Genomic DNA, 26,561 nt, shown 5'->3' with positions numbered 1-26,561 from the left:
CCTCGCCGGCGCGAAGCCTTGTCGCTCAGCGCTCCGTCGCCTTCAGGAACGCCGCCAGACGATCCTTCCAAAGCACCGCCCAGGTGTGGCTGCCATGCCCCTTGGTCTTCTCGCTGATCGGCAGCAGCACGAACGTCCCGTTCTTCAGCCGCCCGGCCTGGGCCTCGGCAAGGCCCAGCTCCGGCGGATTGATGAAGTCGTCGGCCGAGTTGATCCACAACACCGGCGCGGTGATCGCCTCCAGCTTCGGCGAGGGATCATAGGTGCGCGAGGCGGCCACCTGGTAGATCAGGTCATTGGCGTCCAGCGGCGGCAGACGGGCGGCGAAATAGTCGTCCACGGCCTTGTCGGCGGCCTGCCGGGTCGGGCTGGCGATCTGGGCGGGCAGCGGCGAAAGGCCGGCCACCATCAGCAGGCCCAGCGCCGTACGCAGGCCTTCCTTCGGTTGCTCGACATAGTCCCCGCCCTTCCAGGCCGGATCCTGTTTGACCGCGTCAATCAGCAGCTTGCGCCACATGCGGTTGCGGCCAGCGATCTCATTGGGCAGGCAGGCGAACGGCGCCAAGGCGTCAGCGAAATCCGGGTAGGTCTCGCCCCAGACGAAGCCGTGCATGCAGCCCATCGACGTGCCCATCAGCAGGCGCAGTCGATCGACCTTCAGGCCCTGCGTCAGCAGCAGATGCTGGGCGGCGACCATGTCATCGTAGTCGTACTGCGGAAACCGAGCGTGCAGGCCGTCACTGGGCTTGGACGACTTGCCGTGGCCGATGCCGTCCGGAAGGATCACATAATACTTGGCCGGATCCAGCAGACCGCCGGGGACCAGCAGCTCGTCGGCGAACTGCGGGCTGAGGAACTGTTTGCCCGTGCCGCCGGTGCCATGCAGCACCATCACCGCATTGGTCACACGGCCGCTGGCGTCTCGCTTGGGCTCGCCGAAGGTCGTGTAGTGCAGACGCAGCTCAGGCAGCACCTCGCCGGAGCGGAACCTGAAGTCCCGCACGACGAAGTCGCCCTCCTTCGGTGCGACGGTCGGAGCGGCCGTGGCCGGTGCGGCGAATGCGGCGAGCGCCGCGAAGACCAGGGTCAGGCGGCGCATCAACATGACCTACTTCTCCAGCCGGGCCACGAGGCTGGACGTGTCCCAGCGATGACCGCCCAGAGCCTGGACCTCGGCGTAGAAACTGTCGATCAGAGCTGTTCCCTCCAGGCGGGCACCGTTGCGGGCGGCCTCATCCAGGGCGATGCCCAGATCCTTGCGCATCCAGTCGACCGCGAAGCCGAAATCGAACTCGCCACGCGCCATGGTCGGCCAGCGGTTCTCCATCTGCCAGGACTGGGCGCTGCCCTTGGAGATCGCCGCCAGCACATCGTCAGTCGGCAGGCCCGCGCGCTTTGCGAAGTGCAGCGCCTCGGCCACGCCCTGAACCACGCCGGCGATGGCGATCTGGTTGCACATCTTGGTCAGTTGACCCGTGCCCACCTCGCCCATGCGCCGCACGGCCTTGGCATAGGCAGCGATCACGGGCTCGATCCGGGCATAGGCGGCCGCATCGCCGCCGGCCATGATGGTCAGCTGGCCGTTCACGGCGCCCGCCTGGCCACCCGACACCGGCGCGTCGATGAAGAAGCAGCCGCTTTCCTGCGCCAGCGCCGCCATCTCGCGAGCCACCACGGCCGAGGTGGTGGTGTGATCGACGATCACGCCGCCCTGCGCCATGGCCGGAAGGGCCTGCGCCACGACGCCGCGCACATCGTCGTCATTCCCCACGCAAAGCAGGACCAGATCACACCCGGCGACGGCCTCGGCGATGGTCGCGAAGACCTGGCCACCATGCTCGGCGGCCCAGGCCTGGGCCTTGGCCGGACTGCGGTTAAAGACGGAAACCTCGTGGCCGGCGGCCTGCAAGTGCCCCGCCATCGGATAGCCCATCACGCCCAGGCCGATAAACGCCGTCTTCATGCCACTGACTCCCTGTCGAGCCTGCGATTTCGCGCGTCAGAGCGCGGACGGCAACCCCATCTTAACGTCCACCCGTCAACTTCCATCGCAGAGCGTTAAGCAGGCTTAAGCACGATGGCCGTCAGCGGCGAACAGCCGATTATCATCAAGAAGGTCAAGAAGGTGGTCGGCGGCGGCCACCATGGCGGCGCGTGGAAAGTCGCCTACGCCGACTTCGTGACCGCAATGATGGCCTTCTTCCTGCTGATGTGGCTTCTGAACTCGACCAGCCCCGAGCAAAAGCAGGGCATCGCCGACTATTTCGCGCCCGCTTCAATCTCGTCCACGACCAGCGGTTCGGGGGGAATTCTGGGGGGAACCTCGTTGGGCGACGACGGAGCCAAGGCCGACGGCAAGTTGTCGGTTGTCCAACAGATGGCCCCCGAGGCCCCTGACGATGTGACCAAGGACGGCCAGAGCTCGACCACCGCCGCCAGCCTCGATTCGGCCAGCGAGCAGGCCCTGCGCGACGCCCTGGCCAAGAAGGAACAGGATAGTTTCGCCTCGGCCGCCCAGTCCCTGCGCCAGTCTTTGCAGGACATGCCGGAGCTGGCCGAACTGTCCAAGCAGATCATGATCGACCAGACCCCCGAGGGCCTGCGCATCCAGCTGACCGATCAGGAAGGTCGCTCGATGTTCAAGGAAAACTCGAAAGAGCCCAATGATCGCGCCCGCATCCTGTTGCGCGCCGTAGCCAAGATCATCAACCAGCTTCCCAACCGTGTCACGGTCTCGGGCCACACAAGCGCCAATGCCGAAGGGCGCAAGAGCGACAGCGACTGGGCGCTTTCGGCCGCCCGCGCCGACGCCTCGCGCCTGGTGCTGCGCAACGCCGGCGTCGATGATGATCGAATCTACCAGGTGTCGGGCAAGGCCAATTCCGAGCCACTTTATGCAGACGACCCGACCCTTGCCGGCAATCGCCGCATCTCCATCGTCTTGCTGCGCGAAAAGCCGGTCCTGCCCGATGGGCTGTAACGCGACGCCGCGCGACGCATCAGGGGCGCTTGCGCAAACCGCCGCCATGCCGCCTAATCGCTTGTCGGCCAAAGGCCGCTGATAGGGGACGGGCGCTTTCGTGACGCAGCATTTTCCGACGCGACAGCTTCGGTTCTTCCTCACGGCGCCGACCCCCTGCCCCTATCTGCCGGGCCGGGAAGAGCGAAAGGTTTTCGCCCACCTGCCCCTGTCGGACGGCCCCACGGTCAATGACAGCCTGACCCAGGTGGGTTTCCGCCGGTCCCAGAACATTGCCTATCGCCCCGCCTGCGAGACCTGCCGGGCCTGCCAGTCGGCCCGCGCACCGGTGATCGACTATGTTTTCTCGCGCTCAGAGCGACGGGTTCTGGCCCGTAACGACGACCTGGAGCGTCACCTGGTCGAGTCGGAAGCCACGCTGGAGCAGTTTGAACTGCTGCGCCGCTACCTTCTGACACGTCACGCCAATGGCGGCATGGCCGAGATGACCTGGCCCGACTATGTGGCCATGGTCGAGGATACCGCGGTCCGCACGCACCTGATCGAGTATCGACGAAAGTCGCTGGATCGTGGCCCGGGCGACCTGGTCGCCTGCGTACTGGTCGACGTGCTCTCTGACGGCCTTTCGCTGGTCTATAGCTTCTACGACCCGGATCAGACCAAGCGCAGCCTGGGCTCGTTCATCATCCTGGATCACCTGGTCCAGGCCAGACAGATCAGCCTGCCCTACGTCTATCTGGGCTACTGGGTGCCAGGCAGTGAGAAGATGGCCTACAAGGCCCGCTTCTCGCCGCTGGAAATCCTCAAGCCTGGCGGCTGGGCCCTGATGTCGGCCCGTGAACGCGGCGCACGCAGCCCCCGCGTCCTGTCGGCTCCGCGAGACCCCGACGAACTGGACATCAGCGACGCCCAACCGGCCATCCTCGACGGCCTCTAAGTCTGGCTCTTGCGCCTCGATATCCAGGCGCGGGTTGCTTTCCACATGCGTCTTCAACCGACACCGCAGCAAGACTTGGCCGCCACAGGCCCAAGACACGGCCGCTTGCGCATGGCGTCGGGCCCGAAGCGGATCACTGAGGCAAACCTTGCCCCAAAAGTAGCCAGACGGCCCCAATTGCTGGGATGACGTGACAAAACCTTCTGGGTTCGTCAGGGTTGGCGCTCATTGATTCCACTTGAGATGAGCTAAAATCATGAACGTTTCGGATCTGGTCGACGCCGCCGTTGCTGCCGACGACAAGCTGACCAAGGCTCAGGCCAAGTCGATCATCGACGGCGTCTTCAAGTCGCTGACCGACGCCGCCGTAAAGGGCGAAGAAGTTTCCATCCCGGGCTTCGGCAAGTTCAAGGTCCAGGCCAAGCCGGCCCGCACCGGCCGCAACCCGGCCACGGGCGCCGCCATCGAGATCGCTGCCTCCAAGAAGGTCGCCTTCACGCCGGCAAAGCAACTGAAGGACGCCGTCAACGGCTAAGCCTTCGGGATGAACGCATTCGGCCGGCAAGCCCCTGGCTTCGCCGGCCGTTTTCGTATCTGGCCTCCGCCGCCGCCTCCCGAATATCGCTTGGGAGATCGCGCCGACGGGACTAAGCCGATCCTCCGACGTCGTCAGCCCTGGCCGCCATGACCACGACCGCTTCCCTTTCCGCCAACAGGCGCAAGACCCGCCCGCGCCGACGCAAGTCGATCAGCGCCCTGCGGATCGCCTTGCCCTTGCTGGCGGTCGGGATCGTCGTCACCATCGCCGCCCAAGCGACACTGCGCGCCCTGCAGGCCAAGCCCTTGGCCCCAGCCGCCAGCGGTCCGGCGCTGCGGATGGAAAACCCCCGCTTCACCGGTGCCATGAAAGACGGCCGCGCCTTCCTGATCACCGCGACTGCCGCCGTTCGCGATAGCGCCGATCCCAACAAGGTCGCGCTGGAAAGCCCGCACCTGACGCGCGGCTATGGCTCGGACAATCCAACCCAGGTGATCTCGCGCCAGGGTGCATATGACGAACAGAAGGGCGCGCTGCTGCTGACCGGCGACGTCAAGATCAACAGTGGCGGCGGTTACGCCTTCTCGACGGAAAAGGCGCTGATCGATACCCGAACCGGCGAAGTGGTCGGCGACCAGGGCGTCAGCGGCGCCGGCGCGTCGGGCAGCAAGGTCCAGGCCGATAGCTATTCGGTGTCGGACAAGGGTGACCGGGTGGTCTTCAAGGGTCGGGTGCGCACGCGCCTCAACCCCGGCCAGTAGTCGGGGCTGCGCTAGGATCATGATTCAGGCCAGTAACGTCTCTAGGCCCAAGGTCTGCTTTCTCTACATCGCTCAGACCCACCAGATCCTGCACAGCTTGCCCATCGCGGCGGCCCTGGCGCGGGGTTGGCCCGGAATTGCGGTAGAGATCGCCGCAACGACGCAGGAGCATCTGGACTATGCGCGGTCTCTGCTCGACGCCATGGGCGGAGCGACCATCCCCATGCGCCTGTTGCCGCCGGCCTGGCTGCGCAAGATTCGCCTGAAAGAGGCCTCCACCCCGCCCAAGGCCCTGATGCTGGCCGCCAACGCCCTATCGCTCGGTCGCTATGACGCCATCGTCACGCCCGAGCGCACCACCGCCCTGCTGCGCAAGCTGGGCGTAAAGAACAGCCTTCTGGTCTATACCCAACACGGCGCGGGTGATCGCGGCGGCGTCTTCGAGCCGCGTCTGCGCCAATTCGATCTCGTCATGGCCGCCGGACCCAAGCAGCGCGACCGCATGGTCGAAGGCGGCTGGGTGAAGCCGGAAAACTGCGCCATGGTCGGCTACCCCAAGTTCGACATCATCGACGCCCTGCCCGGCTCGCCCCTGCCCACCTTTCGCGACGACAGGCCGGTGGTGGTCTACAACCCCCACTTCCACGCCACCCTGGGCTCGTGGTCGCGCTTTGGCGTTGAGATCCTTCGGCAGTTCGCGGCCGATGACCGTTTCAACCTGATCTTCGCCCCGCATATTCGCCTGTTTGACGGCGCTAGCCCGGCCATGCTGGAGAGCCTGGCCCCGTTCCGCGACCACCCGCGCATCCATATCGACCTGGGCGGTCCTGCCGCCATCGACATGACCTATACCCGCGCGGCCGACATCTATCTGGGTGACGCCTCAAGCCAGGTCTATGAGTTCCTGCGCACGCCCAAGCCCTGCCTGTTCCTCAATCCGTCCAACGCAGACTGGCAGGGCGACGAGAGCTTCCATCACTGGCTGTATGGCCCGGTGCTGTCGTCGGTCGATCACCTCATAGATGCGGTCGAAGCCGCTCGCCAGGGGCATGGCGACTATCTTGCGGCGCAGAAAACGGGATTCGCGGAAAGCTTTGACCTTACGGCAACACCCTCATCTGACCGAGCGGCCGGCGCCATCGCCGCGCGGGTTCTGGCCAAGGCCGGCCTGAAACGATGAGCGAGCAGCGCTCGGTCTTCGCCCGCGTCCTGACCAATGCCGCAACCCTGCTGGGTGGCCGCACTGTCAACGCCGTGGTCAGCCTGGGCTACATCGCCCTGACGGCGCGAGGCCTTGGCCTGTCGCAGATGGGCGTTCTGGCCCTGATCACCGCCTTTGCCCAGTTCCTTGGCGAAGTCGTCAAGTTCCAGTCCTGGCAGACCGTGCTGCAATACGGCACCGAGCCCCTGATCCAGGACAACAGGACCCGCTTCCAGCAGGTGGTGCGGCTGTCGATGTTTCTGGACCTGACCAGCGGTCTGGTCGGGGTGACACTGGGTGTCGCCGGAGCCTTGCTGCTGGGATCCGTGCTGGGCTGGTCGCAAGACCTGGCGCCGGCCGCAGCGCTCTACGCCCTGACCATCGCGGTCATGACCTCGGCCACATCGGTGGGCCTCCTGCGGCTGTTCGACAAGTTCCGCTATCTGGCGGGCGAGCAGGCGATCAGTTCGACGGTCCGCCTGATCGGCGCCGGCCTGGCCTTCGCCCTGCACGCGCCGCTGTGGGGGTTTCTGCTCGCCTGGGCCGCCGGGCCGGTCGCGTCGTTTTCCTACGTCGGGATCGTCGCATGGCGCGAAATGCGCCGGCGCCGGCTGCTGGAGGGTTTCACCCTGGCCGGTCCGCTGGGCCAGGGCCTGCCCGGCGTGTGGAAATTCGCCTGGGCGACCAATTTCAGCAGCAGCCTGGACGTCGCCTTCACCCACGTCATCACCCTGATGGTCGGTGCCCTGCTGGGTCCGGCCCAGGCGGCGCTATGGCGCATCGGCCGTCAGGTCGCCGACGGCATGGCCAAGCCGGCCAGGCTCATGATCCCCGCGCTCTATCCCGAGCTGGCCCGTCTGCGCGCCACGGGCGGCGATCTTGCGGTGCGCAAGCTGGCCGTCCAGGTCGCTACCCTGGGCGGAGCCGTGGCCGGTGCCTTGCTGCTGATCAGCGCTCTGGTGGGAAAGCCCCTGATCGTGCTGATCATGGGCAAGGCCTATGGCGGCGCATCCGACATCATGACCTGGCAGGTCGCCGCCGCTGCGATCGGCATTCTGGCCCTGCCGCTAGAGCCCATGCTGGTCTCGATGCGCGCCGCCGGCGCAGCCCTGCGGGTACGCGTAGTGGTCAGTGCGGTCTTCCTCCTGGCCCTGACGCCGCTGGTCAAAGGCCTTGGCCTGACAGGTGCCGGTGTGGCGCTGGTGGGAGCCGCCCTGGCCATGGCCACCGGGATGTTCCTGATGCTTCGCCGACAGCTTGCACGACCGTCCGTGCTCGAAGACAACGAACCCCCTTGCGCCCAAGAGGCAAACGACGCCAAAGGCGTAGAATGATGATGACTCCGACCGGCGCCGGGCGAACGGTGCGCTTCGCCGACTTCCCGACCCTGACCGCCGCCCTCGACTTCGCGGCCCTGGGCGAGACCGGCGTGAACCTCTATTCCATGCGCGGCGAACTGGTCGAGGCCCTGCCCTATGCCCGTCTGCGCGAGCAGGCGATGGTGCTGGCCCGCCGGCTGCTGGCTACCGGTGCAACACCCGGTGACACGGTCGGTCTGATCGCCGAAACCGACGCCGACTTCGTTCGCGCCTTCTTCGCCTGCCAATATGCGGGCCTGGCTCCTGCGCCCCTGCCCCTGCCCGCGCCGCTCGGCGGCCGGGAAGCCTATATCGAGCAGATCGCCCGCATGCTGGCCTCGGCCCGGGCCAGCATCCTGATCGGTCCCGCCTCGATGGCCGCCTGGCTGCCCGAGATCGCGGCCAAGGCGCCGCTCAGCTTCGCCGGAACCCTCGCCGACCTGCCCGAGGCGGCGAGCGGTGAGCTGCCGGTCATCGCGCCGGATCAAACCTGCTATCTGCAGTTCTCGTCGGGCAGCACGCGCTTTCCCACCGGCGTGGTGGTGACCCACCGCGCCCTGATGGCCAATGCGGTGGCCATTACCCGCGACGGCCTGAAGGTGCGTCCTGACGACCGGGCGATCTCGTGGTTGCCGCTCTATCACGACATGGGCCTGATCGGCTTCTTGCTCAGCCCCATGACCAGCCAGATGACGGTTGACCTGCTGCCTACGGGGGCCTTCGTGCGCCGGCCTTTGATGTGGCTGGACCTGATGACCAAGAACGGCGGCACCATCAGCTACAGCCCCACCTTCGGCTACGAACTGTGCGCTCGCCGGGCCGAGGCCGCGTCCATCGAGCATCTGGACCTGTCGCGCTGGCGCAGCGCCGGCCTGGGCGGCGACATGATCCGCACGGGTCCGCTGCGCGCCTTCGCCGAACGGTTCAAGACCGTGGGCTTTTCCGACACGGCCTTTGTCGCCAGCTACGGCATGGCCGAGGCGACCCTGGCCCTGTCGATGTCCCCGCTGGGCGAAGGCCTGAAGGTGGAAACCCTTGACGTCGAGCGCCTGGAACAGGGCCTTGCCGTCATCAGCACTGACACGGAGCGCGCGCGCGACTTCGCCCGCAACGGCCCGGCATTGCCCCACCATGAACTGCAGGTGCGCGGCGAGGATGGCGAGGTTTTGCCCGAGCGCGGCGTCGGCCGGATCTTTGCGCGCGGGCCCAGCCTGATGCGCGGCTATTTCGAACAATCCGAAGAGACGGCCCGGGTGCTTTCGGCCGACGGCTGGTTAGACACCGGTGACCTTGGCTATCTGATCGACGGCGAGATCGTCATCACCGGTCGCGGCAAGGACCTGATTATCCTCAATGGCCGCAATATCTGGCCGCAGGATCTGGAATGGACCGCAGAGGCCGAGATTGAGAGCCTGCGGAGCGGCGACGTCGCCGCCTTTTCCACCCCCGGCGAGGGTGAGGAAGTCGTCGTCGTCCTAGTCCAGGCGCGCGGCGGTGACGCCGAAAGGCGCAAAGCCCTGGCCGAGGCGGTCGCCACGGTCCTGCGGGTGCGGCACAGCGTCGAGGTGCAGGTACATCTGGTTGGCGCTCACGCCCTGCCACAGACCTCTTCGGGAAAATTGAGCCGTAGCAAGGCCAGGGCCGCCTTCCTGGCCGGTGCCTTCGCCGAGCGCGGCTGAGCCATGACTCGCGGCCTTGTCGCGGTCACCGGCGCCACGGGCTTCCTGGGCCGACATCTGGTGCGCATCCTGGCGGCTGACGGCTGGTCGGTACGCCTTCTGGCGCGTCGCGATGTCGTCGGCGATGACTGGGCAGGACTTGAACCGCAGGTCGTGATCGGCGGACTTGGTGATAGCCCGGCGCTTGCCCGCCTGTGCGCGGGCGCGGCGGTCGTGGTCCACGTGGCCGGACTGATCAAGGCTCCTTCGAGGGCGGAGTTCGATCGCGTCAATGTGGAAGGGGCCCGGGCTGTCGCAGAGGCCGCAGCGGCGGCCGGGTCGCGGATGCTGATGGTCTCCAGCCTGGCGGCGCGTGAACCGGCCCTGTCGGACTATGCGGCCAGCAAGCGCGCTGGTGAGGATACAGCACGCGCCGTCATCGGTGAGGCTCTGACCATTGTGCGACCTCCGGCGATCTATGGTCCCGGCGACATGGAAACCCTGGAACTGTTCAGGGTGGCCCAGGCCTCGCCCTGGCTACCGGTTCTTGATCCCCGCGCGAGGCTGGCGCTGGTGCATGTGGAGGACGCCGCGCGGCAGATTTCGGATCTGGTTGACCGTTGGCGGCCCGGTACCTTCGCCCTCAGCGACGCCCGGACCGACGGCTATAGCTGGCGCGAAGTGATGAGCGCAGCAGCCGACGCCGTGGGCAGGAAAACACGATTACAGCGCATTCCGGACGGCGTGATCACCGCCATCGCCCATCTTTCAGGCGCACTCTCGTTCGCCACACGGAAGAATTCGATTTTCACATCTGGCAAAGCGCGGGAAATGCTCCATTTGGATTGGAGCCTTAGGGCAGCCGAAATCGTACCCGAAGCTCTCGCTCCGCGATATGGTATCGACTCAGGGTTCACCCAGAGCGTGTGCTGGTACCGCGCGAACCGGTTTTTAGTTGCGTGATGACGATACTAGCATCCAATTTTGACAGGATTCCGACAGTAGGCCTGTTAGAATTCGAGTCAGTAAGACCCGCTAACGGGGGTATCGGCGAGTCGGCATGAAAGCGGTTACGGATCTCACCCTTCGGGAAATCGGCATTGCGGCGTCCTCCGTCTTGGGGCGCACGGTCGAGGTCGCCGATGAAACCCATATCGGTCGCGACCTGCAGGTCGATTCCCTGGCCCTGATGAACATCATCATGGAACTGGAAGACGCGTTCGACATCTCGATACCGCTTGATCGCCTGGCCTCGGTCGAGACGGCGGGCGACCTGTCAAATCTGATAAAAGACCTTCGGAACAAGGGATAACCATGGGGCTGTTCGACAAGCACCTCGCCTACCGCGACGCCTATCAGGCGATCCGTCAGGCCGGGGCCGATCCCTTCAATGTTCGTCTGGATTCGGTGATCTCTCCGACCGAAGGCGTGATCAACGGTCGGCCGACGATTTTGCTGGGCACCAACAACTATCTGGGCCTGACGTTCGACGAGGAAGCCATTGCCGCATCGGTAAAGGCCGTGCAGGAGCGCGGCACGGGCACGACGGGTTCGCGCATCGCCAATGGCAGCTTCGAGGCTCATGTCGAGCTCGAGACCGCCCTGGCCAAGTTCTATCGCCGCAAGCACGCCATGGTGTTCACCACCGGCTACCAGGCCAATCTGGGCGTGCTGTCGACCCTGGTCGGTCGTGGCGACCACCTGATCCTCGACGCCGACAGCCACGCCAGCATCTATGACGGCTCGCGCCTGGGTCATGCCGAGGTTATCCGCTTCCGCCACAACGATCCCGAAGACCTGTACAAGCGCCTGCGCCGCATGAAGGACGTGCCCGGCGAGCGCCTGATCGTGGTCGAAGGCATCTATTCGATGATCGGCGACACCGCCCCGCTCAAGGAAATCGCCGCCGTGAAGCGCGAGATGGGCGGCTATCTTCTGGTCGATGAAGCCCATTCGATGGGCGTTCTGGGCGAGAACGGCCGCGGCCTGGCCGAGCAGGAAGGCGTCGAGGACGATGTCGATTTCGTGGTCGGCACCTTCTCCAAAAGCCTGGGCGCCATCGGCGGGTTCTGCGTTTCGAACATGGACGACTTCGACGTCATGCGCGTCGTCTGCCGCCCCTACATGTTCACCGCCTCGCTGCCGCCGGCCGTGGTCAGCTCGACCCTGGTCGCCCTCAAGCGTCTGGAAGAAACCCCGGAGCTGCGCCATCGCCTGATGGCCAATGCGCGTCGTCTCTATGACGGACTGACCGAGCTGGGCTTCCAGACCGGCCCGACCGCCAGCCCGATCGTGGCGGTTACCATGCCCGATCAGGGAAGCGCCATCGGCATGTGGAACACCCTGCTGCAGAACGGCGTCTATCTGAACCTGGCCCTGCCGCCGGCCACACCCGACAGCCGCCCGCTGCTGCGCACCAGCGTCAGCGCCGCCCATACCGACGCGCAGATCGACAAAGTCCTGGCGGTGTTCGCCGAGGTCGGCGCGGCCCTGGGCGTCATCGACACCCCGCGCAAGCGCGTCTCGGCCTGAAGGGCCTGATCGGGCGATGGCACCAGCCATCGCCCGAACCCATTCCGGTCAGCGCGCGAAGCTGACCCCGCCGTCCACCGTGACGGCCCCGCCCATCACATAGTCTCCGGCCCGCGAGGCCAGATAGATGGCGGTTCCCGCCATGTCTTCCTCCGAGCCGATCCGGCCGGCAGGAATGGCCTTGGCCACGGCGTCGGCATGGTCGCGGGCGACCTTGTTCATGTCCGAGGCGAAGGCTCCCGGCGCAATGGCTGACACCGCGATATTGTCGGACGCCAGACGCAGGGCCATCCGCTTGGTCATGTGCAACAGACCCGCTTTGGAAGCGCCGTAGGGATAGGTTTCGTCCTTGGTCACCGACTGGCCGTCGATCGAGCAGATGTTGATCACCTTGGCGACGCGATCCTGGGCCGCCGCACGCAACGGGGCGATCAGGGCCTGGGTCAGGAAGAACGGCGTCTTCATGTTGAGGTCGACCGTCTTGTCCCAGCCGCTCTCGGGGAACTCGTCGAACGCCGCACCCCAGGCCGCGCCGGCGTTGTTGACCAGGATATCCAGCTTGTCTTCGCGTTCGATGAGCCGCTTGGCCAGGCCTTCGATGCCTTCCATGGTCGAGATGTCGCCCGGCAGCGAAACGCACTCGCCGTACTGGCTCAGCTCTTCGGCCGTCGCGTCGCAGGCGGCGGCCTTGCGGGCGGTGATATAGACGCGCTTGGCGCCGTAGCTCAGAAAGCCCTTGGCGATCATCGCGCCGATGCCGCGCGAGCCGCCGGTGACGACCGCAACGCGGCCCTCGAGCGAGAAGAGGTTTTGCATGGTCATGATCCCTTAGAAGCCGCGCGTGGCGGCCAAAGCCCCCAGCCGGCCAGTGATGTCGTGGAACTGGGCAACGGTCTCGTCGATGATCGCTTGCGCCGTCTTGACCTCGTCGATCAGGCCGACGGTCTGGCCGGCCAGCGCGGGAGCCGCCTCCATGTCGCCGCCGAAATAGACGCCCAGAATGCCCTTGAGAGCATCCGGAGGCATCAGGCCGGCGTCATAGATTTCCTTGGTCCGATCGGACTTCAGCGCCCGGATGCAGGGGCTGGCCTTCTTGTTGAGGATCCAGGTGCCGGTCTCTTTCCCGTTCGTGATGGCGGCCTTGTAGTTGTCGTGCACCGGGCTCTCGGCGCTGCTGACAAAGCGGGTGCCCATCTGGATCGCTTCAGCGCCCAACGCGAACGCCGCGGCCATGCCGCGACCGTCGCAGATGCCACCGGCGGCGACCAGCGGCACATCCACGCGGGCGCGGATGGCCTGCAGCAGGACGAGCGTCGAGACCTCTTCCGGGTTCTTGAAGCCGCCACCCTCAGCGCCCTCAACGACTAGGCCGTCAATGCCGGCCTCGGCGCATTTGACCGCCGCATCGACCGTGGGCACGGCGTGATAGACGACGATGCCGGCGTCCTTCAGCGGGCCAATGAACTTGGCCGGGCTGCCGGCCGATGTGGTGACGAACTTCACCCCGCTCTCGCAGACGAACTTCAGCATGGAGTCGTCGCGCAGAAACAGGATCGGCAGGTTCACGCCGAACGGCAGGCCCGTCTCCGCCATCTTGCGGATCTCGGCCTTGCAGTTTTCCGTCTCGCCGGACGAGGTCTCGATGATGCCCAGCCCACCGGCCCGCGACACGGCCGAAGCCAGCGGATAGCGCGCGATCCAGCCCATGGGGGCCTGGATAATCGGATACTTGGCGCCCGTATGGGCCAGAACGCGGTTCATGGTCGCCTCGCTCACGGGATCAGCAACACGCGGCCAACGGCCTGGCGGCTTTCGATATAGGCGTGGGCGGCGGCGGCTTCCGACAGGGGGAAGGTCCTGTCGATGATCACCTGCAGCTCACCGCGCGCAGCTTCGTCGATCAGGGTCTGGATCATGTCATGGACGCGGTCGGTCATGATCTCGGCCCCCAGGAAGACGCCCGACAGCCGGCGGTTGCCGCCCATCAGGGACGACACGTCAACCTTCATCGGCTCGCGCCCGGCATTGCCGACCAGCGAGACCCGGCCGCGATAACCCAGCGACAGAAGGCTCGACTGCAGGGTCGCGCCGCCCACCGGATCGACCACTAGATCGACACCCTTGCCGCCGGTCAGCTTCATCACCTGCTCGACGGTGTCGTCGCGGCCGTAATTGATCCCATGGTCCAGGCCGAACACCTTCAGGCGCTCCAGCCGCTCGTCGCTGGAGGCGGTGGCCAGCACCGTCGCCCCGGCCCGCTTGGCCAGCTGGATGGCGGCAATGCCCAGGGCGCTGGCGCCGGCCTGGATCAGCACGGTTTCCCCGGCCTTCAGCTGGCCGTGACCAAACAGGCACTCGTGCGCCGTGCCGAACGGCACCGGAATGGCCGAGGCCTTGAGGATGTCGAACCCTTCGGGGATCGGCCAGGCGTTGCGGGCCGGCACGCTGCGCAATTCGGCATGCGAGCCGAAGGCGTTCACGGTGACAACCTTCTGGCCGACCTTCAGGTGGCTGACGTCGGCCCCGACCTCAATGATCTCGCCGGCCGCCTGGTAGCCCACGATGTGCGGGCTGCCGGCCATCTGGCCGCCGCCCCGACTGAGGGTGTCGCCGCCCTCGATGCTGACGGCCTCGACCCGGATCACCACGCCCGAGGCATGGCAGACCGGATCAGCGACATCCTCATAGCGCAGCACATCCGGCGAACCGGTTTCGTAATAGACGGCGGCCTTCATGGCGCTCGCTCCCTGAGTTGTTTTCTTCCCCCTCCTACCGATCTCCCCGGCGAAAGCCGGGGCCCAGATCGAACCCGGAAAGGGTGGTGTTTTGGCAAAGTTCGTAGGCGCATCATCCCCAGACACTCTGGCTGAATCTGGGCCCCGGCTTTCGCCGGGGAGAGCGGAAGAGGTCCTATTTCGAAGGATCGACCAGCGCCTGATAGACCAGTTGCTGGCTGATATCGTCCAGATTGCGCAGGGCCGGATCGCCATCCTTGTTGAGGATATGGATCATGCCCATCACGAAGAGGTCGTTCTTGGGGTCGATCCAGAACCAGGTACCGGCTGCGCCGCCCCAGCTGATCGTTCCCTCGCCGGCCATCACGCCGGCCTTGGCCGGATCGGTGATGACCATGAAGTCGAGCCCGAAACCCTGACCGCGCTCATTGCGGAAAGAGCCTTCATTGCCGGTCATGATATCGTTCGACAGGTGGTTGGCACCCATCAGGGCGATCGTGCCGGGCGACAGGATCCGCGCGCCGTCCAGTGCGCCGCCGTTCAGGATCATCTGGGCGAAACGCGCATAGTCTGCGTTGGTCGAGACCAGACCACCACCGCCGGACGCCACGGGCGGCGGCTTGGTGATATCCAGCACCATGAAGCCGGCGGCCGGGACCAGCTTCTTGTCCTTGGGGCTCCAGACATAAAGTGACGCCAGGCGGTCGGACTTGGCTTCGGGCAGGTAGAAGCCCGTATCGACCATCTTCAACGGCTCGAAAATCCGGGTGCGCATGAAGTCCGGCAGGGTCTGACCCGACAGCTTCTCGACGATGAAGCCCTGGATATCGACCGAGGCGCTATACTTCCATTGCTTGCCGGGCTGGCCGACCAGCGGCAGGGCCGCGACCTTGTCGATGAACTCCTGGCCGGTCTTGCTGCTCAGGACACCGGTCGAGACATAGGCTTTGTCGATGGGGTTGTCGGGCACCAGGCCATAGGCGAATCCGGCCGAGTGGTTCATGATTTCGCGCATGGTCGGCGGGCGATTTGCGGCCTCGGTGATGAAGCTCCCGTCGGGGTTCTGCCCCTTGTAGACCCGCAGATTGGCGAATTCGGGGATGTACTTGCTGACCGGATCGTCGAGGCGCCACCGGCCCTCCTCGAACAGGATCATCATCGCCACGCCCGTCACCGGCTTGGTCTGGGAATAGATCCGGAAGACCGTGTCCTTGGTCATCGGCGGGCCATCGAAGCCCTTCTTGCCGTGAACCTGGAAGCTGACGATCTTGCCGTGACGGGCGACCAGGGTGGTCACGCCCGGCAGGTGGCCCTGATCGACCAGGGCCTGCATGGTCGCGTCGAGGCGTTTCAGGCGCTCGGCTGAAAAGCCGACGCTTTCAGGCGTAGCCGTCGACAGCGTAACCGCCGGCCCGCTTCGCGGGGTCGCGAAGCACGCAGGTGCCGCCAGCAATCCGACCGCCAAAGCGGCCCCAACCCACTGACGCAAAGCCATGCTCGCCCTCCCGAACGTTTGTTTGAAGTGACCTTAGGTCGATTTCCGACGCTTGCGCAGCCCAGATTTTCTGCGTCCTCGAGCCTCGCCTTCGTCAAGGCGAGCGCAAGCAGACCCTATTCCACCGCGAACGTCAGCCCGGCATTGGCTTCCAGCCGCGCCACCAGCCTGCCCTGCATGGCCGCGCCGGGGGTCCAGACGCCGCCGGGCACGTCGGTCGCCTCGGTTACCAGACAGATCGCCGACTCGGCGATCATCTTGGACGTCGAGCCATAGCCGGGATCCTTGTCGCCCTTCACAGAAGCGCGCACCTGGCGGCCGTCGGCGGCAAGCCCCAGGAACAGGACGTCATAAAAGCCGGTTTCGCGCTCTTCCTTGCTGGGCCCCTCGCCCGGCTTCGGACCGCCTTCGCCGCCCAAGCCGCCGCCTGACGCCGCGATCATCTGGGCGATCTGCTCGCCCTGCTCGCCCGGTCCGGCCAGCATCATCTCGTCATAGACGAAATCAGCGCCATAGGCCTGACCCAGCAGGGCGTTGGAGCGGTGGACATTGCGGGTGTTGATCGCCGCCATCACAAACGGCGCGGCCCACACGCCCAGGTCCTCGTCCAGCATCGGCTTGTTCCCGGAGGGCTGGGCGGGTCCCTCGAAACCCGGAACCAGGGCGAACGGGTTCTTGAGCAGCGCGACCAGCGCAGGATCGCGCGCTGCTGCCGCCATGGTCGCCTTCAAGCTGGCCGCCGTGCCGCCCGAAAAACCGCCCTTCATCCCCCGCACCCGGCCCTTAACGCGCGGAACCGGCCGGCCCAGCGTGGTCTTGGCCTCCTGTTGCAGGAACCAGACGCCCAGTTCGAACGGGATGGAATCGAAGCCGCACGAGAACACGATCCGCGCGCCGGTCTTTTTCGCCGTCGCCTCATGCGCGTCGATCATCTGGCGCATCCAGGCCGGCTCACCGCACAGGTCCAGATAGTCGGTTCCCGCTTCCGCGCAGGCGGCCACAAGCGCGCCGCCATACAGCTGATAGGGGCCCACCGTGGTCAGCACGGCCTTGGTCCGACCGACCATGGCTTGCAGGGATTCGGCGTCGTCCGCGTCAGCCGTGACCAGAGGGGTGTCCGCCGGCGCACCGATCTCGTCACGGATAGCGGCCAGCTTTTCGAGGCTGCGCCCCGCCATCGCCCAGCGGACCTTACCGCCGACGCCATACTGCCGGGCCAGATACTCGGCCACTAGCCGGCCGGTAAAGCCGCTGGCGCCATAGACGATGATGTCGAACTCGGCCGTCGGGTTCATGCGAGCCTCCCTGATTTTGCGGGAGGATGCCGGGATCGGCGCGCAATGGCAAACGGCCGTTTGAACATGAAGTGGGTGCTGGGTGCCAAGGAGGCTCCGCCCCAGCCGTTAGCGCGGTCATTTTCGACCTGTCACCGACGGCGCGGTACCAACGCTTGCAGAGGTCGCCGTAAGCGGACACGTTGATCGTCTGTTCGGGGTGGGTTGCGGACCTTCACTCGGCATCCGTACCGTGTAAGCATCAAGGGAGTGCGGGGTAAGACGGGGGCTGCATGGACGATCTGCTAGTGGAATTTCAAAGATCAGCCCCATGCCCGCTCGCGGAAATAGATGCTTCGGAGGCGGCGCTCAGCAAGGGCCTGCCCGCAGATTACCGCTCGTTTCTAGAGTTGAGCGATGGCGGTGAAGGGTTTGTCGGAGAGGACTACCTAGTTCTGTGGCGGGCATCGCAGTTGCAGCCATTCAACCGAGATTATGATGTTTCCACTCACGCAGCCGGTCTAGTAGGTTTTGGTTCAAACGGCGGCGGCGAAATGTTTGCTTTCGACTACCGATTTCAGCCTCCCCCCGTGGTGATCGTTCCATTCATTGGAATGAGCCACGAGTACGCCCTTGTCGTTGCGGACAGCTTCACTGGGCTGCTGGCGCGGATGAAGCAGGCTGCTGGGTCGCTCTTCGATCCTCTGCCTAATTCGGGTGGGTGGTGCCAAGTTCCGACTTAGGTCGGCAGCCGAAACCGGACCTTCGACGCCCCCCCCCAGGAACCGGACCTCGCCAACGTCAGAGAAGGGTGGATGTCGGACATTCCCGAGATTAGTTTCGGCGGATGGCGTCGCTCATCACCGATCCTTACCTCAAGCGGCTCCTGAAGCATCCCTCCGGGCTGCGCGCGGGCGGCGACAGTGCTGGTCCCGAAGTGGTGGCCAGCTATTGGAATGCCGAAGGTGGGCGACCATTCGCATTCTGCAGAGATGGCCTCTTGATCGACCCAGACGGACAGGCTCGCTTCATTGCCTTCGCGGATATCCAAGACAGCGGTCGGTTTGACCTTGAGCCCTTGCGCAGGGAAAAGGAGGCCGCCGAGATCGGCGCTCCTCTGAGCGAGCCGCTGTCGCTGCGCCTCGTGAGTGGTGAGCAGATCGATTTGCCGCTCACGCGTCGCACGGACAGCATGTCCGAACGCCTAACGATTGCGATGCTCTTGGACCGCCACGTTCGGAAGGTACCGGGCTAGATCCAACTTCCGACTAGGATCGCGCGCAGGCATTGGCACAGGCCCCGCATCCGGACCTTAAGCCACCCCCAGACATCTATCGGGACCAGCGAACACCCACCACAAGGGCGGTCATGACGGCAGAACAAGGCGCAGCAAGCTGAAAGCTCTACAGCTCCGGCTTTTCCAGCGCTTGATAGACCAGGGTCCGCGTAGTGGCGTCCAGGCCCGAGCCCACGCCGCCCAGCCGCTGGATCATGCCGATGAAGAACAGATCATTGGCCGGGTCGATCCAGAACCAGGTGCCGGCGCTGCCGCCCCAGCTGATCGTGCCGGGCCCCACCGGCGCGCCGGAGGCGGCTGGGTCAACCGCCACGGCCACGTCCAGGCCATAGCCCATGCCTTGGGCGAACGGGAACGGCTTTTGCGAGGGCTGCAGGACGCCGGCTGTGCCGTTGGTAGTCACCGTAAAGCTGGGCGGAAGCTGGTTGGCCTTCATCAGGGCCAGGGTCTCGGGCTGCAGGATGCGCACGCCGTCCAGGTCGCCGCCGTTCAGGATCATCTGGGCGAAGCGCGCGAAGTCCTGCGCCGTCGAGACAAGGCCACCACCGCCCGAAGGCGCGGCCGGAGGTCGGGTGATATCCCGCCAGGCTCCCTCCACCGCCGGAACAAGCCGGCCGCTGGCGTCGGAGTCGTAGAGCGCCGCCAGGCGTCCGACCTTGGCCGCCGGCACGTAGAACGCCGTGTCCTTCATGCCCAGCGGCGCGAAGATGCGCTGCTGCATGAAGTCCGGCAGGGACTGGCCCGACAGCTTTTCGACGATATGGCCCTGGATGTCGGCGGCGACGCTGTAGCGCCACAGCGTCCCCGGCTCGGCGAACATCGGCAGGTCGGAGACCTTGCGCACCAACTGGTCCAGCGACTCTGACTGCAGCACAGCGGCGCGGTAATAGGCCTGGTCTGCCGGGCTGGAAGGATCGTCGGCGATGCCATAGGCGAAGCCCGCCGTATGGGTCATCAGCTCGCGCATGGTCGGCGGACGCGAGATGGGGGTCAGAACGGGCCGGCCCTCGGCGTCCATCTTGGCGACGCGCAGATTGGCGAACTCGGGCACATATTTACTGACCGGATCGTCCAGCGACCACTTGCCCTCGTCATAGAGGATCATCATCGCCACCCCGGTGACCGGCTTGGTCTCCGAGCGGATGCGAAAGATGGCGTCAACGGGCATGGCGTCGCCCGTCTCCAGGCCGCGCTTGCCGACGGCCAGGGTGTGGACGACCTTGCCGTGGCGGGCCAGCAGGGTCACGGCACCGGCCACCTGGCCCTGATCGACCATGGCCTGCAGGGTATGGTCCAGGGTCTTCAGCTTGGGCGACGAGAACCCTACAGCCTCGGGACTGGTCCCGGGCAAGGGGGCGGTCGCAGCGCCGCCGACGGCTGCGGCGCAGCCCAGCAGGCTGGCGACCAATGCGACCGCCTTGCGCCTCAGCCGCCCGCGCCTCATTTCGGCTTGAAACGCTTGGAGGTCGGGAAGCCCTTGGGCGCGATCTTGCCCGCCCCTGCCCGCTTGCCGACGAAGGTCTGCCAGTCGGCCCAGTCGCGGCGGCGACCCGCCGAGTCGATCCAGAAGCCACCCGTCTCTGCGTTGAACGAGAGGGCGTCACGCAGACCGCCCTCGCGATAGGCCTGCAGCTTGACGCCCTTGCCGCGCGGCATTTCCGGCAGCTCTTCCAGCGGGAAGATCAGGATCTTGCCGTTGTCGCCGATCACGCCCAGCTGGTCGCCGGTCGCTTCCAGACAGAAGGCCGCTCCCGCCGCATCGACGGTCAGGACCTGCTTGCCGGCCTTGCGATTGGCGAGCGCTTCTTCCTCGGGCATCAGGAAGCCATAGCCAAGCTTCGAGGCCAGAATACGTTTGCGGCCGGCCTTGAACGGGAAGACGTCGAGAATCTTCACCTTGTCGTCCAGCTCGATCATCATCCGCAACGGCTCGCCATGCCCACGGGCACTGGGCAGTTGCGAGCAGCCGATCGTGAAGAAGCGCCCGTCTGAGCTGAAGATCAGCAGCTTGTCGGTGGTCTCGGCCGGGACCAGGAAGCCCAGCTTGTCGCCTTCCTTGAACTTCAGTTCGGACGGATCCTCGACCTTGCCCTTGGCGGCGCGGATCCAGCCGCGATCCGACAGGATGACGGTGATCGGTTCACGGACGATCATCGCCTCGATGGCGGCGTCGGCATCGACAATGGGCGCGTCGGCAAAGATCGAACGGCCGATGGCACCGGTCGGTCGGCCGCCCTTGTCCAGCGGATGCTTGATCTTCAGCAGGGCCGCGCGGACATGGGCCAGACCCTCGCCGACCAGCTTCCACTGCTTCTGGTCGCTGGCCAACATGGCCAGAATGCCGTCGCGCTCTTCCATCAGCTCGGCGTGCTCGCGGCGGATCTCCATCTCTTCCAGCTTGGCCAGTTGGCGCAGGCGGGTGTTGAGGATGGCGTCGGCCTGGATGTCCGACAGCGCGAAGGTCGAGATCAGCTTTTGCTTCGGCTCGTCCTCGTACCGGACGATGCGGATCACCTCATCCAGATTGAGGTAGGCGATCAGCAAACCATCCAGGATGTGCAGGCGCGCTTCGATCTTGCCCAGGCGGTGGCGCGCCCGGCGGGTCAGCACCTCGCGGCGGTGGGCCAGGAACGCCATCAAAGCTTGCTTCAGGCCCATCACGCCCGGCGTGCCGCGCGCGTCCAGCACGTTCATATTGACCGGAAAGCGGCTCTCCAGCGCCGAGAGCTTGAACAGGCTCTCCATCAGCACTTCGGGTTCGACGTTCTTGGACTTGGGCTCCAGCACCAGCCGGATGTCCTCGGCGCTCTCGTCGCGCACGTCGCCCAGCAGGGCCGCCTTCTTGCTCTCGATCAGGTCGGCCAGCTGCTCGACCAGATCCGACTTCTTCACCTGATAGGGAATCTCGGTGACGACGATCTGGTAGGTGCCGCGACCGGTCTCTTCCTTTTCCCACTTGGCCCGCACGCGCACGCCACCGCGGCCGGTCTCGTAGATCTCGAGCATGCTGCTGCGCGGCTCGACGATGATCCCGCCGGTCGGGAAGTCGGGGCCGGGCACGCGCTCCAGCAGGTCTTCGGTGGTGGCGTCAGGACGGGCCAGCAGCAGTTGGCAGGCGTCGATCAGTTCGGCGGCATTGTGCGGCGGGATCGAGGTGGCCATGCCCACTGCAATGCCCGACGAGCCGTTGGCCAGCAGGTTGGGGAAGCCCGACGGCAGAACCACCGGCTCCTCGTCCTGGCCGTCATAGGTGGGCCGGAAATCAACGGCGTCCTCGTCGATGCCGTCCAGCAGCAAGGTCGCCGCCGTCGTCATCCGGCATTCGGTGTAGCGCATGGCCGCAGCGCTATCGCCGTCGATATTGCCGAAATTCCCCTGCCCCTCGACCAGCGGAATGCGCTGGGCGAACTCCTGGGCCAGGCGCACCAGGGCGTCATAGATCGACTGGTCGCCGTGCGGGTGGAAGTTACCCATCACCTCACCCACCACCTTGGCGCACTTGCGCGCGGCAGACTCGGGGTTCAGGCGCATGTTGTTCATCGCGTACAGCACGCGACGATGGACGGGCTTCAAGCCGTCGCGCACGTCCGGCAGGGCCCGCGAACTGATCGTCGACAGGGCATAGGCCAAATAGCGGCGCGACAGGGCTTCTGTCAGCGGCTCGTCAAGAATGCGATCGCCAGGACCGCCGGGAGGAAGGACAGGTTTGTTCATGAGGAGGAATCGTTACCGGGGTCGCTACCCTAGCAGAGATCCCTCCTCCGACTCGATGGCTTAGACGGCGGCGAGCCTCGGATTTCCGGCCTCGACCGCCAGCCTGGCGCGGGTGGTCAGCTTGCCATCGCGGCGAGTGATGGCGTCCAGCACCTTGAACTCGGTGGTCCAGCGTTCCGGCGTGACCTCGCAGATGGCATAGCCGCGCTGGGCGTTGTTGAACTTCAGCTGCGGATTGACCGCCTGGATTTTAGCCATGTCGTCGCGCTGATCAACGCCGTCGCCGCCCGACGAGATCGAGGTGGTCACGAACTCGGTCCCGATCGGCGCGCCTTCGGGATGGGCCCCGTCCAGGTGCAGTTCGCCGGCATAGTTCTGATGCTCGTCGCCGGTCAGGACGATCGGGTTGGCGATCTTGCGATCGCGGATCTGTTTCAGCAGGCGGTTGCGCGGGGTGCGATAGCCCGCCCACGAGTCTGGATTGACTGCCGAGCCCGCGCCGGGGTCGCGATCCAGGTCCATGACCATGATCTGCTGGGCCAGCACGTTCCAGCGCGCCTTCGAGGCCGAAAGGCCGTCCAGCAGCCACTTTTCCTGTTTCATCCCCAGCACCTCGGCCTTCACGGCCTCGATCTCGGCGCAGGTCCCGAACTTGTCGCCGCAGGGCTGATCGCTGCGATACTGGCGCGTGTCGAGCAGGTTCAGGTCCATCAGGCCGCCGAAACTGGCGCGGCGATAGAGCTGGATCGTGGTTCCAACGGGGAAGCTGCTGGGCCGCAGCGGCATGTTCTCGAAATAGGCCTGAACCGCCGCTTGCCGGCGCAGATTGAAGATCTTCGGATCGACACCGTCCTGATCCAGGTCGCTGACCCAGTTGTTATCGATCTCATGATCGTCCCAGACCACGAACCACGGCGCAGCGGCGTGGGCGGCCTGCAGGTCGGCGTCCATCTTGTACTGGGCATAGCGGCGGCGATAGTCGTCCAGGCTGTAGATCTCGCCGCCGAAATGCTGGCGGACGTTCTCGACAGGGCCTTTGGCGCTGTTCCAGACCCGGCTGCCGCGAGCCTCATAGATGTAGTCGCCGTAGCAGAACACGAAGTCGGGATTGTCCTCGGCCAGACGGCGGTGGGCGGTGTAGTAGCCCTGCTCATACTGCTGGCAGCCGGCAATGGCGAAGCGGACGCGGTCCACGGTCGCGCCCAGGGCCGGCGTCGTGCGCGCCCGGCCCGTCAGGCTGCGCTCCTTGCCCGCCACGAAGCGATACCAGTAGTCGCGGCCCGCCTCGAGACCGCCGACCTCGACATGCACGGCGTGGCCCAGCTCGGGCATGGCCACCGCGACGCCCTTGGCGACCATGGTCCGAAAACCGGCGTCTGTCGCCACCTCCCAGGACACCTCAACCGGCGCGCTGGGCATACCGTGGCCAATCTCCAGCGGCTCAGGCGCCAGACGCGTCCAGATCACGAAACCGTCCGCCTGCGGATCACCCGAGGCGACGCCCAGCTGGAACGGATAGATCGAATAGACCGGCTGGGCCAGGGCGCGGCCGCTGACCAGCGGAATCGACAGCGCCGACACTGCAAGGACCCCGAACGTGCTCAGGGCGCGGCGGCGCGACAACAGATAGCGATCCAGCAAAACAGACATCCGGGACTCCACGCAGATCATGCCTGAATAGTGTAACAGTATAACAGCCAGAAGACACCGAGGCGCGTTTCTAAAGCCGCCCCGCCTCACCAAGCCGATCCAGCAGCCACATCCGCGTCGGCGGCAACGGTCGGTTCAGGGGTCCGAACACGAACTGCTCGAGGAAATGACCGGTGATGTCCAGACCCGCCTTGACGTCGCCTTCCGCCAAGCCGCCCTGGGCCGACAGCAGGAACGGCGGCAGGGGCAGCAGCTTGTCCTTGTAGGGCGCTCCCGCCGCGCGGCTGACGGCGCGCCCGGTGCGGGGGCTGACATAGATCAGGTCATCGAAGCTGCCGGTGGCCGCGCACTTTGACAGGTCCAGGCCAAAGCCCAGCTCCTGCAGCAGCCCCGCCTCGTAGCGCACATAGACCGCCGGCCAGATATCGGGGATCTGCAGCACGCCGATCAGGGCCTCCAGCGCGTGGAAGGCGCCCGGATGGGCCTCGCGCTCGGGCAGAGCGCCAGCGGCCAGCGAGGCGGCGGACGACAGGCCGGCCAGGGCCAGCGGGTCGTCAAACAGCGACGCCACACCCTCCCCCATCGGCTCCAGCGTGGCCGAGCCCAACTGATCCGACATCCGGGCCCGGTATCGGGCGATCACCCGCGAGCCGGGTTGCAGGAACGGTTTCATCCGCCGCGAAGCCGCGCCCGCCACATGGGCTGCGAACTTTCCGTGGGTTTCGGTCAGCAGTTCGACAATAGCGCCCGTCTCGCCATGGATCCGGGCGGACAGCACAAGGGCCTCGTCCTCCCAGTCCACGGCTAACCCTCTCCCGTGGGGAGAGGGAGGGGCCCGCCGCGAAGCGGTGGGAGGGTGAGGGCGTAAGATGTCGAAGGGTGTAACCCCTCATCCTCCCACGCCTTCGGCGCGGGCCCCTCCTTCTCCCCCTGGGAGAAGGAAAGACGGTCAGGCGTCAAAATCCAGGCCCATGTCGCGGAACAGACCGCGCTCTTCGGCCCAGTTTTCCTTGACCTTCACGTGCAGGAACAGGTGCACCTTGCGGTCGAGGATGTCGCACAGCTCTTCGCGCGAAGCCTGGCCGATCCACTTCAGGGTCTGGCCGCCCTTGCCCAGCACGATGGCGCGCTGGCCGTCGCGTTCGACATAGATGGTCTGCTCGATGCGGGCGCTGCCGTCGGCGCGTTCCTCGAAAGCCGTGGTCTCCACCGAGGCCGCATAGGGCAGCTCCTCATGGACCCGCAGATAGATCTTCTCGCGGGTGATCTCGGCGGCCAGCAGGCGGGCCGGCAGGTCGGCGGTCTGATCTTCAGGGTACAGCCAGGGGCCTTCCGGCATCATCGAGGCCAGCCTGGCCAGCAGGTCATCGACGCCCGCGCCGGTGGCGGCGCTGATCATGAAGACCTCGGAATAGACGCCGGTGTCGAACAGTTCCTGGGTAACGGCCAGCAGGGTCTCGCGCTTGACGCCGTCGATCTTGTTGAGCGCCAGGATCACCTTGCGATTGGCGGTCTTCAGGCCCTCAATGATGGTCTGGACGTCCTGCACCGAGCGGTGCTCGGCCGGCGTGGCCTTGTTGATCCCCGAGGCCAGCTCGGCCTGGACGTCGACAAGGTGCACGGTGACCTCGGCCTCTTCCGAACCGCTCCAGGCCGAGCGGACCATGGCGCGGTCCAGCCGACGGCGCGGGCTGAAGATGCCGGGGGTGTCGACCAGGATGATCTGCGCGTCGCCGGCCATGGCCACGCCACGCACGGGGAAGCGCGTGGTCTGGACCTTCTGGGTGACGATCGAGACCTTGGCTCCGACCATGCGGTTGACCAGGGTGGACTTGCCGGCGTTTGGCGCACCGATGATGGCGGCGAACCCGGCCCTCGTCGTTTGAGGGGCGGTGTTCTTTTGAGGTGTTGTGTCAGTCATTGCGCGTGCCTTTAGCACAGCGGGCGGCGAAATCCTCCCCCTGATGGGGATCAGGGGCAGGATGGCGGTGCCGCGGAGGTGGGGAGCGGCGGTTGGAGGTGGGCGGACAGCTATTGAGCGATGAAAGTTAGGACCGCGCGAAACAATCCCCGAAGGGCCAAAACGCCGGCCGCAATCGATGCCACAAAACCCAGCCAGTAAATGGCGGCTAGAGTAGCCCAGAGGCCCCAGTCGCGACGGGTTGACGTAGTTCCCGCGAGGAACTCTCGCGAACCAGGGTCGGGACAATGCCCATCAGGACAAGACTGAGGAATGAACTCAAACCATATATTGAGCGATACCCAGCCGAATATCGTTACAGCGACAACGGCGACCGTAACCCAATAAAACTTCCATCCTTTGGTCATTTTGCCAATTTAGTCAGGCTCGGAATATCCGCAACCGGTCGTCCGCCGCCACGGGCATCTCGCCAGCTTTCCGACGTTGGGCCTCGTTGCCAATCACCGGACC

General features: G+C 65.7%; 23 protein-coding genes and 1 pseudogene. 12 read left to right on the top strand and 12 right to left on the bottom strand.

Annotated features, from left to right (window positions below; translation table 11 throughout):
• Positions 1–25: 25 nt before the first annotated feature.
• Complete coding sequence (locus ACW179_RS13150; protein ID WP_492059940.1) at positions 26–1,105, bottom strand: alpha/beta fold hydrolase; 1,080 nt, start codon at positions 1,103–1,105, stop codon at positions 26–28.
• 3 nt (positions 1,106–1,108) lie between these two features.
• A pseudogene (locus ACW179_RS13145) lies at positions 1,109–1,969 on the bottom strand (NAD(P)-dependent oxidoreductase); the annotation flags it as partial.
• 108 nt (positions 1,970–2,077) lie between these two features.
• Here ACW179_RS13145 and ACW179_RS13140 point away from each other — a divergent pair.
• From ACW179_RS13140 to spt, 10 genes are all read left to right on the top strand, one after another.
• Positions 2,078–2,980: a flagellar motor protein MotB gene (locus tag ACW179_RS13140; RefSeq protein ID WP_492059939.1), complete on the top strand. Its 903-nt coding sequence runs from the start codon at positions 2,078–2,080 to the stop codon at positions 2,978–2,980.
• Between the two features lie 100 nt (positions 2,981–3,080).
• The gene (locus tag ACW179_RS13135; RefSeq protein ID WP_492059938.1) at positions 3,081–3,917 is read left to right on the top strand and encodes an arginyltransferase; all 837 of its coding nucleotides are present in this window, start codon (positions 3,081–3,083) and stop codon (positions 3,915–3,917) included.
• A 256-nt stretch (positions 3,918–4,173) separates the two neighbouring features.
• Complete coding sequence (locus tag ACW179_RS13130) at positions 4,174–4,452, top strand: HU family DNA-binding protein (RefSeq protein WP_108504974.1); 279 nt, start codon at positions 4,174–4,176, stop codon at positions 4,450–4,452.
• A gap of 149 nt (positions 4,453–4,601) precedes the next feature.
• The gene (gene lptC, locus ACW179_RS13125; protein ID WP_492059937.1) at positions 4,602–5,216 is read left to right on the top strand and encodes an LPS export ABC transporter periplasmic protein LptC; all 615 of its coding nucleotides are present in this window, start codon (positions 4,602–4,604) and stop codon (positions 5,214–5,216) included.
• 19 nt (positions 5,217–5,235) lie between these two features.
• The gene (locus ACW179_RS13120; RefSeq protein WP_492059936.1) at positions 5,236–6,396 is read left to right on the top strand and encodes a CDP-glycerol glycerophosphotransferase family protein; all 1,161 of its coding nucleotides are present in this window, start codon (positions 5,236–5,238) and stop codon (positions 6,394–6,396) included.
• Positions 6,393–7,751 carry a lipopolysaccharide biosynthesis protein gene (locus tag ACW179_RS13115; RefSeq protein WP_492059935.1) on the top strand — a complete coding sequence of 453 codons (1,359 nt, stop codon included), beginning with the start codon at positions 6,393–6,395 and terminating at the stop codon, positions 7,749–7,751. The genes ACW179_RS13120 and ACW179_RS13115 overlap by 4 nt, the downstream gene beginning before the upstream one ends.
• Entirely contained in the window at positions 7,751–9,454 is a 1,704-nt protein-coding gene (locus ACW179_RS13110; RefSeq protein ID WP_492059934.1) for a fatty acyl-AMP ligase, read from the top strand. Before ACW179_RS13115 ends, ACW179_RS13110 begins: the two co-directional genes overlap by 1 nt.
• Positions 9,455–9,457: 3 nt before the next feature.
• On the top strand, positions 9,458–10,396 hold the full coding sequence (locus tag ACW179_RS13105) for an NAD-dependent epimerase/dehydratase family protein (RefSeq protein WP_492059933.1): 939 nt from the start codon (positions 9,458–9,460) through the stop codon (positions 10,394–10,396).
• A gap of 97 nt (positions 10,397–10,493) precedes the next feature.
• Positions 10,494–10,745 carry an acyl carrier protein gene (locus ACW179_RS13100; protein ID WP_492059932.1) on the top strand — a complete coding sequence of 84 codons (252 nt, stop codon included), beginning with the start codon at positions 10,494–10,496 and terminating at the stop codon, positions 10,743–10,745.
• A 2-nt stretch (positions 10,746–10,747) separates the two neighbouring features.
• Positions 10,748–11,965, top strand: coding sequence for a serine palmitoyltransferase (gene spt / locus ACW179_RS13095; RefSeq protein ID WP_492059931.1), 1,218 nt, complete (start codon positions 10,748–10,750; stop codon positions 11,963–11,965).
• Between the two features lie 48 nt (positions 11,966–12,013).
• Here spt and ACW179_RS13090 read toward each other — a convergent pair whose 3' ends face one another.
• The 5 genes from ACW179_RS13090 to ACW179_RS13070 all read right to left on the bottom strand — a co-directional run bounded on the left by ACW179_RS13090 (position 12,014) and on the right by ACW179_RS13070 (position 17,490).
• Positions 12,014–12,781: an SDR family NAD(P)-dependent oxidoreductase gene (locus ACW179_RS13090; protein WP_492059930.1), complete on the bottom strand. Its 768-nt coding sequence runs from the start codon at positions 12,779–12,781 to the stop codon at positions 12,014–12,016.
• 12 nt (positions 12,782–12,793) lie between these two features.
• Positions 12,794–13,726 carry an NAD(P)H-dependent flavin oxidoreductase gene (locus tag ACW179_RS13085; RefSeq protein ID WP_492059929.1) on the bottom strand — a complete coding sequence of 311 codons (933 nt, stop codon included), beginning with the start codon at positions 13,724–13,726 and terminating at the stop codon, positions 12,794–12,796.
• Positions 13,727–13,737: 11 nt separating this feature from the next.
• Positions 13,738–14,700, bottom strand: coding sequence for a quinone oxidoreductase family protein (locus ACW179_RS13080; RefSeq protein ID WP_492059928.1), 963 nt, complete (start codon positions 14,698–14,700; stop codon positions 13,738–13,740).
• Positions 14,701–14,875: 175 nt separating this feature from the next.
• Complete coding sequence (locus tag ACW179_RS13075) at positions 14,876–16,195, bottom strand: serine hydrolase domain-containing protein (RefSeq protein ID WP_492059927.1); 1,320 nt, start codon at positions 16,193–16,195, stop codon at positions 14,876–14,878.
• Positions 16,196–16,311: 116 nt separating this feature from the next.
• Positions 16,312–17,490, bottom strand: coding sequence for a saccharopine dehydrogenase family protein (locus tag ACW179_RS13070; protein ID WP_492059926.1), 1,179 nt, complete (start codon positions 17,488–17,490; stop codon positions 16,312–16,314).
• Between the two features lie 272 nt (positions 17,491–17,762).
• Here ACW179_RS13070 and ACW179_RS13065 point away from each other — a divergent pair, with 272 nt between their 5' ends.
• On the top strand, positions 17,763–18,212 hold the full coding sequence (locus ACW179_RS13065; protein ID WP_492059925.1) for an SMI1/KNR4 family protein: 450 nt from the start codon (positions 17,763–17,765) through the stop codon (positions 18,210–18,212).
• A gap of 104 nt (positions 18,213–18,316) precedes the next feature.
• A complete protein-coding gene (locus ACW179_RS13060; protein ID WP_492059924.1) occupies positions 18,317–18,724 on the top strand; it encodes a hypothetical protein in 408 nt (135 codons plus the stop codon).
• A 148-nt stretch (positions 18,725–18,872) separates the two neighbouring features.
• Here ACW179_RS13060 and ACW179_RS13055 read toward each other — a convergent pair whose 3' ends face one another.
• The 5 genes from ACW179_RS13055 to era all read right to left on the bottom strand — a co-directional run bounded on the left by ACW179_RS13055 (position 18,873) and on the right by era (position 26,051).
• A complete protein-coding gene (locus ACW179_RS13055) occupies positions 18,873–20,210 on the bottom strand; it encodes a serine hydrolase domain-containing protein (protein ID WP_492059923.1) in 1,338 nt (445 codons plus the stop codon).
• Positions 20,207–22,480, bottom strand: coding sequence for a DNA topoisomerase IV subunit A (gene parC, locus ACW179_RS13050; RefSeq protein WP_492059922.1), 2,274 nt, complete (start codon positions 22,478–22,480; stop codon positions 20,207–20,209). Before parC ends, ACW179_RS13055 begins: the two co-directional genes overlap by 4 nt.
• A 60-nt stretch (positions 22,481–22,540) precedes the next feature.
• Positions 22,541–24,130, bottom strand: a complete 1,590-nt coding sequence (locus tag ACW179_RS13045; protein ID WP_492059921.1) for an alkaline phosphatase D family protein — start codon at positions 24,128–24,130, stop codon at positions 22,541–22,543.
• A gap of 70 nt (positions 24,131–24,200) precedes the next feature.
• Positions 24,201–24,932: a DNA repair protein RecO gene (gene recO / locus ACW179_RS13040; protein WP_492059920.1), complete on the bottom strand. Its 732-nt coding sequence runs from the start codon at positions 24,930–24,932 to the stop codon at positions 24,201–24,203.
• 147 nt (positions 24,933–25,079) lie between these two features.
• On the bottom strand, positions 25,080–26,051 hold the full coding sequence (gene era, locus ACW179_RS13035) for a GTPase Era (protein WP_492059919.1): 972 nt from the start codon (positions 26,049–26,051) through the stop codon (positions 25,080–25,082).
• Positions 26,052–26,561: the final 510 nt, after the last annotated feature.

This window comes from Caulobacter sp. AVps18, from assembly GCF_058681425.1.
This window is presented reverse-complemented; position numbering and strand designations above follow the sequence as displayed.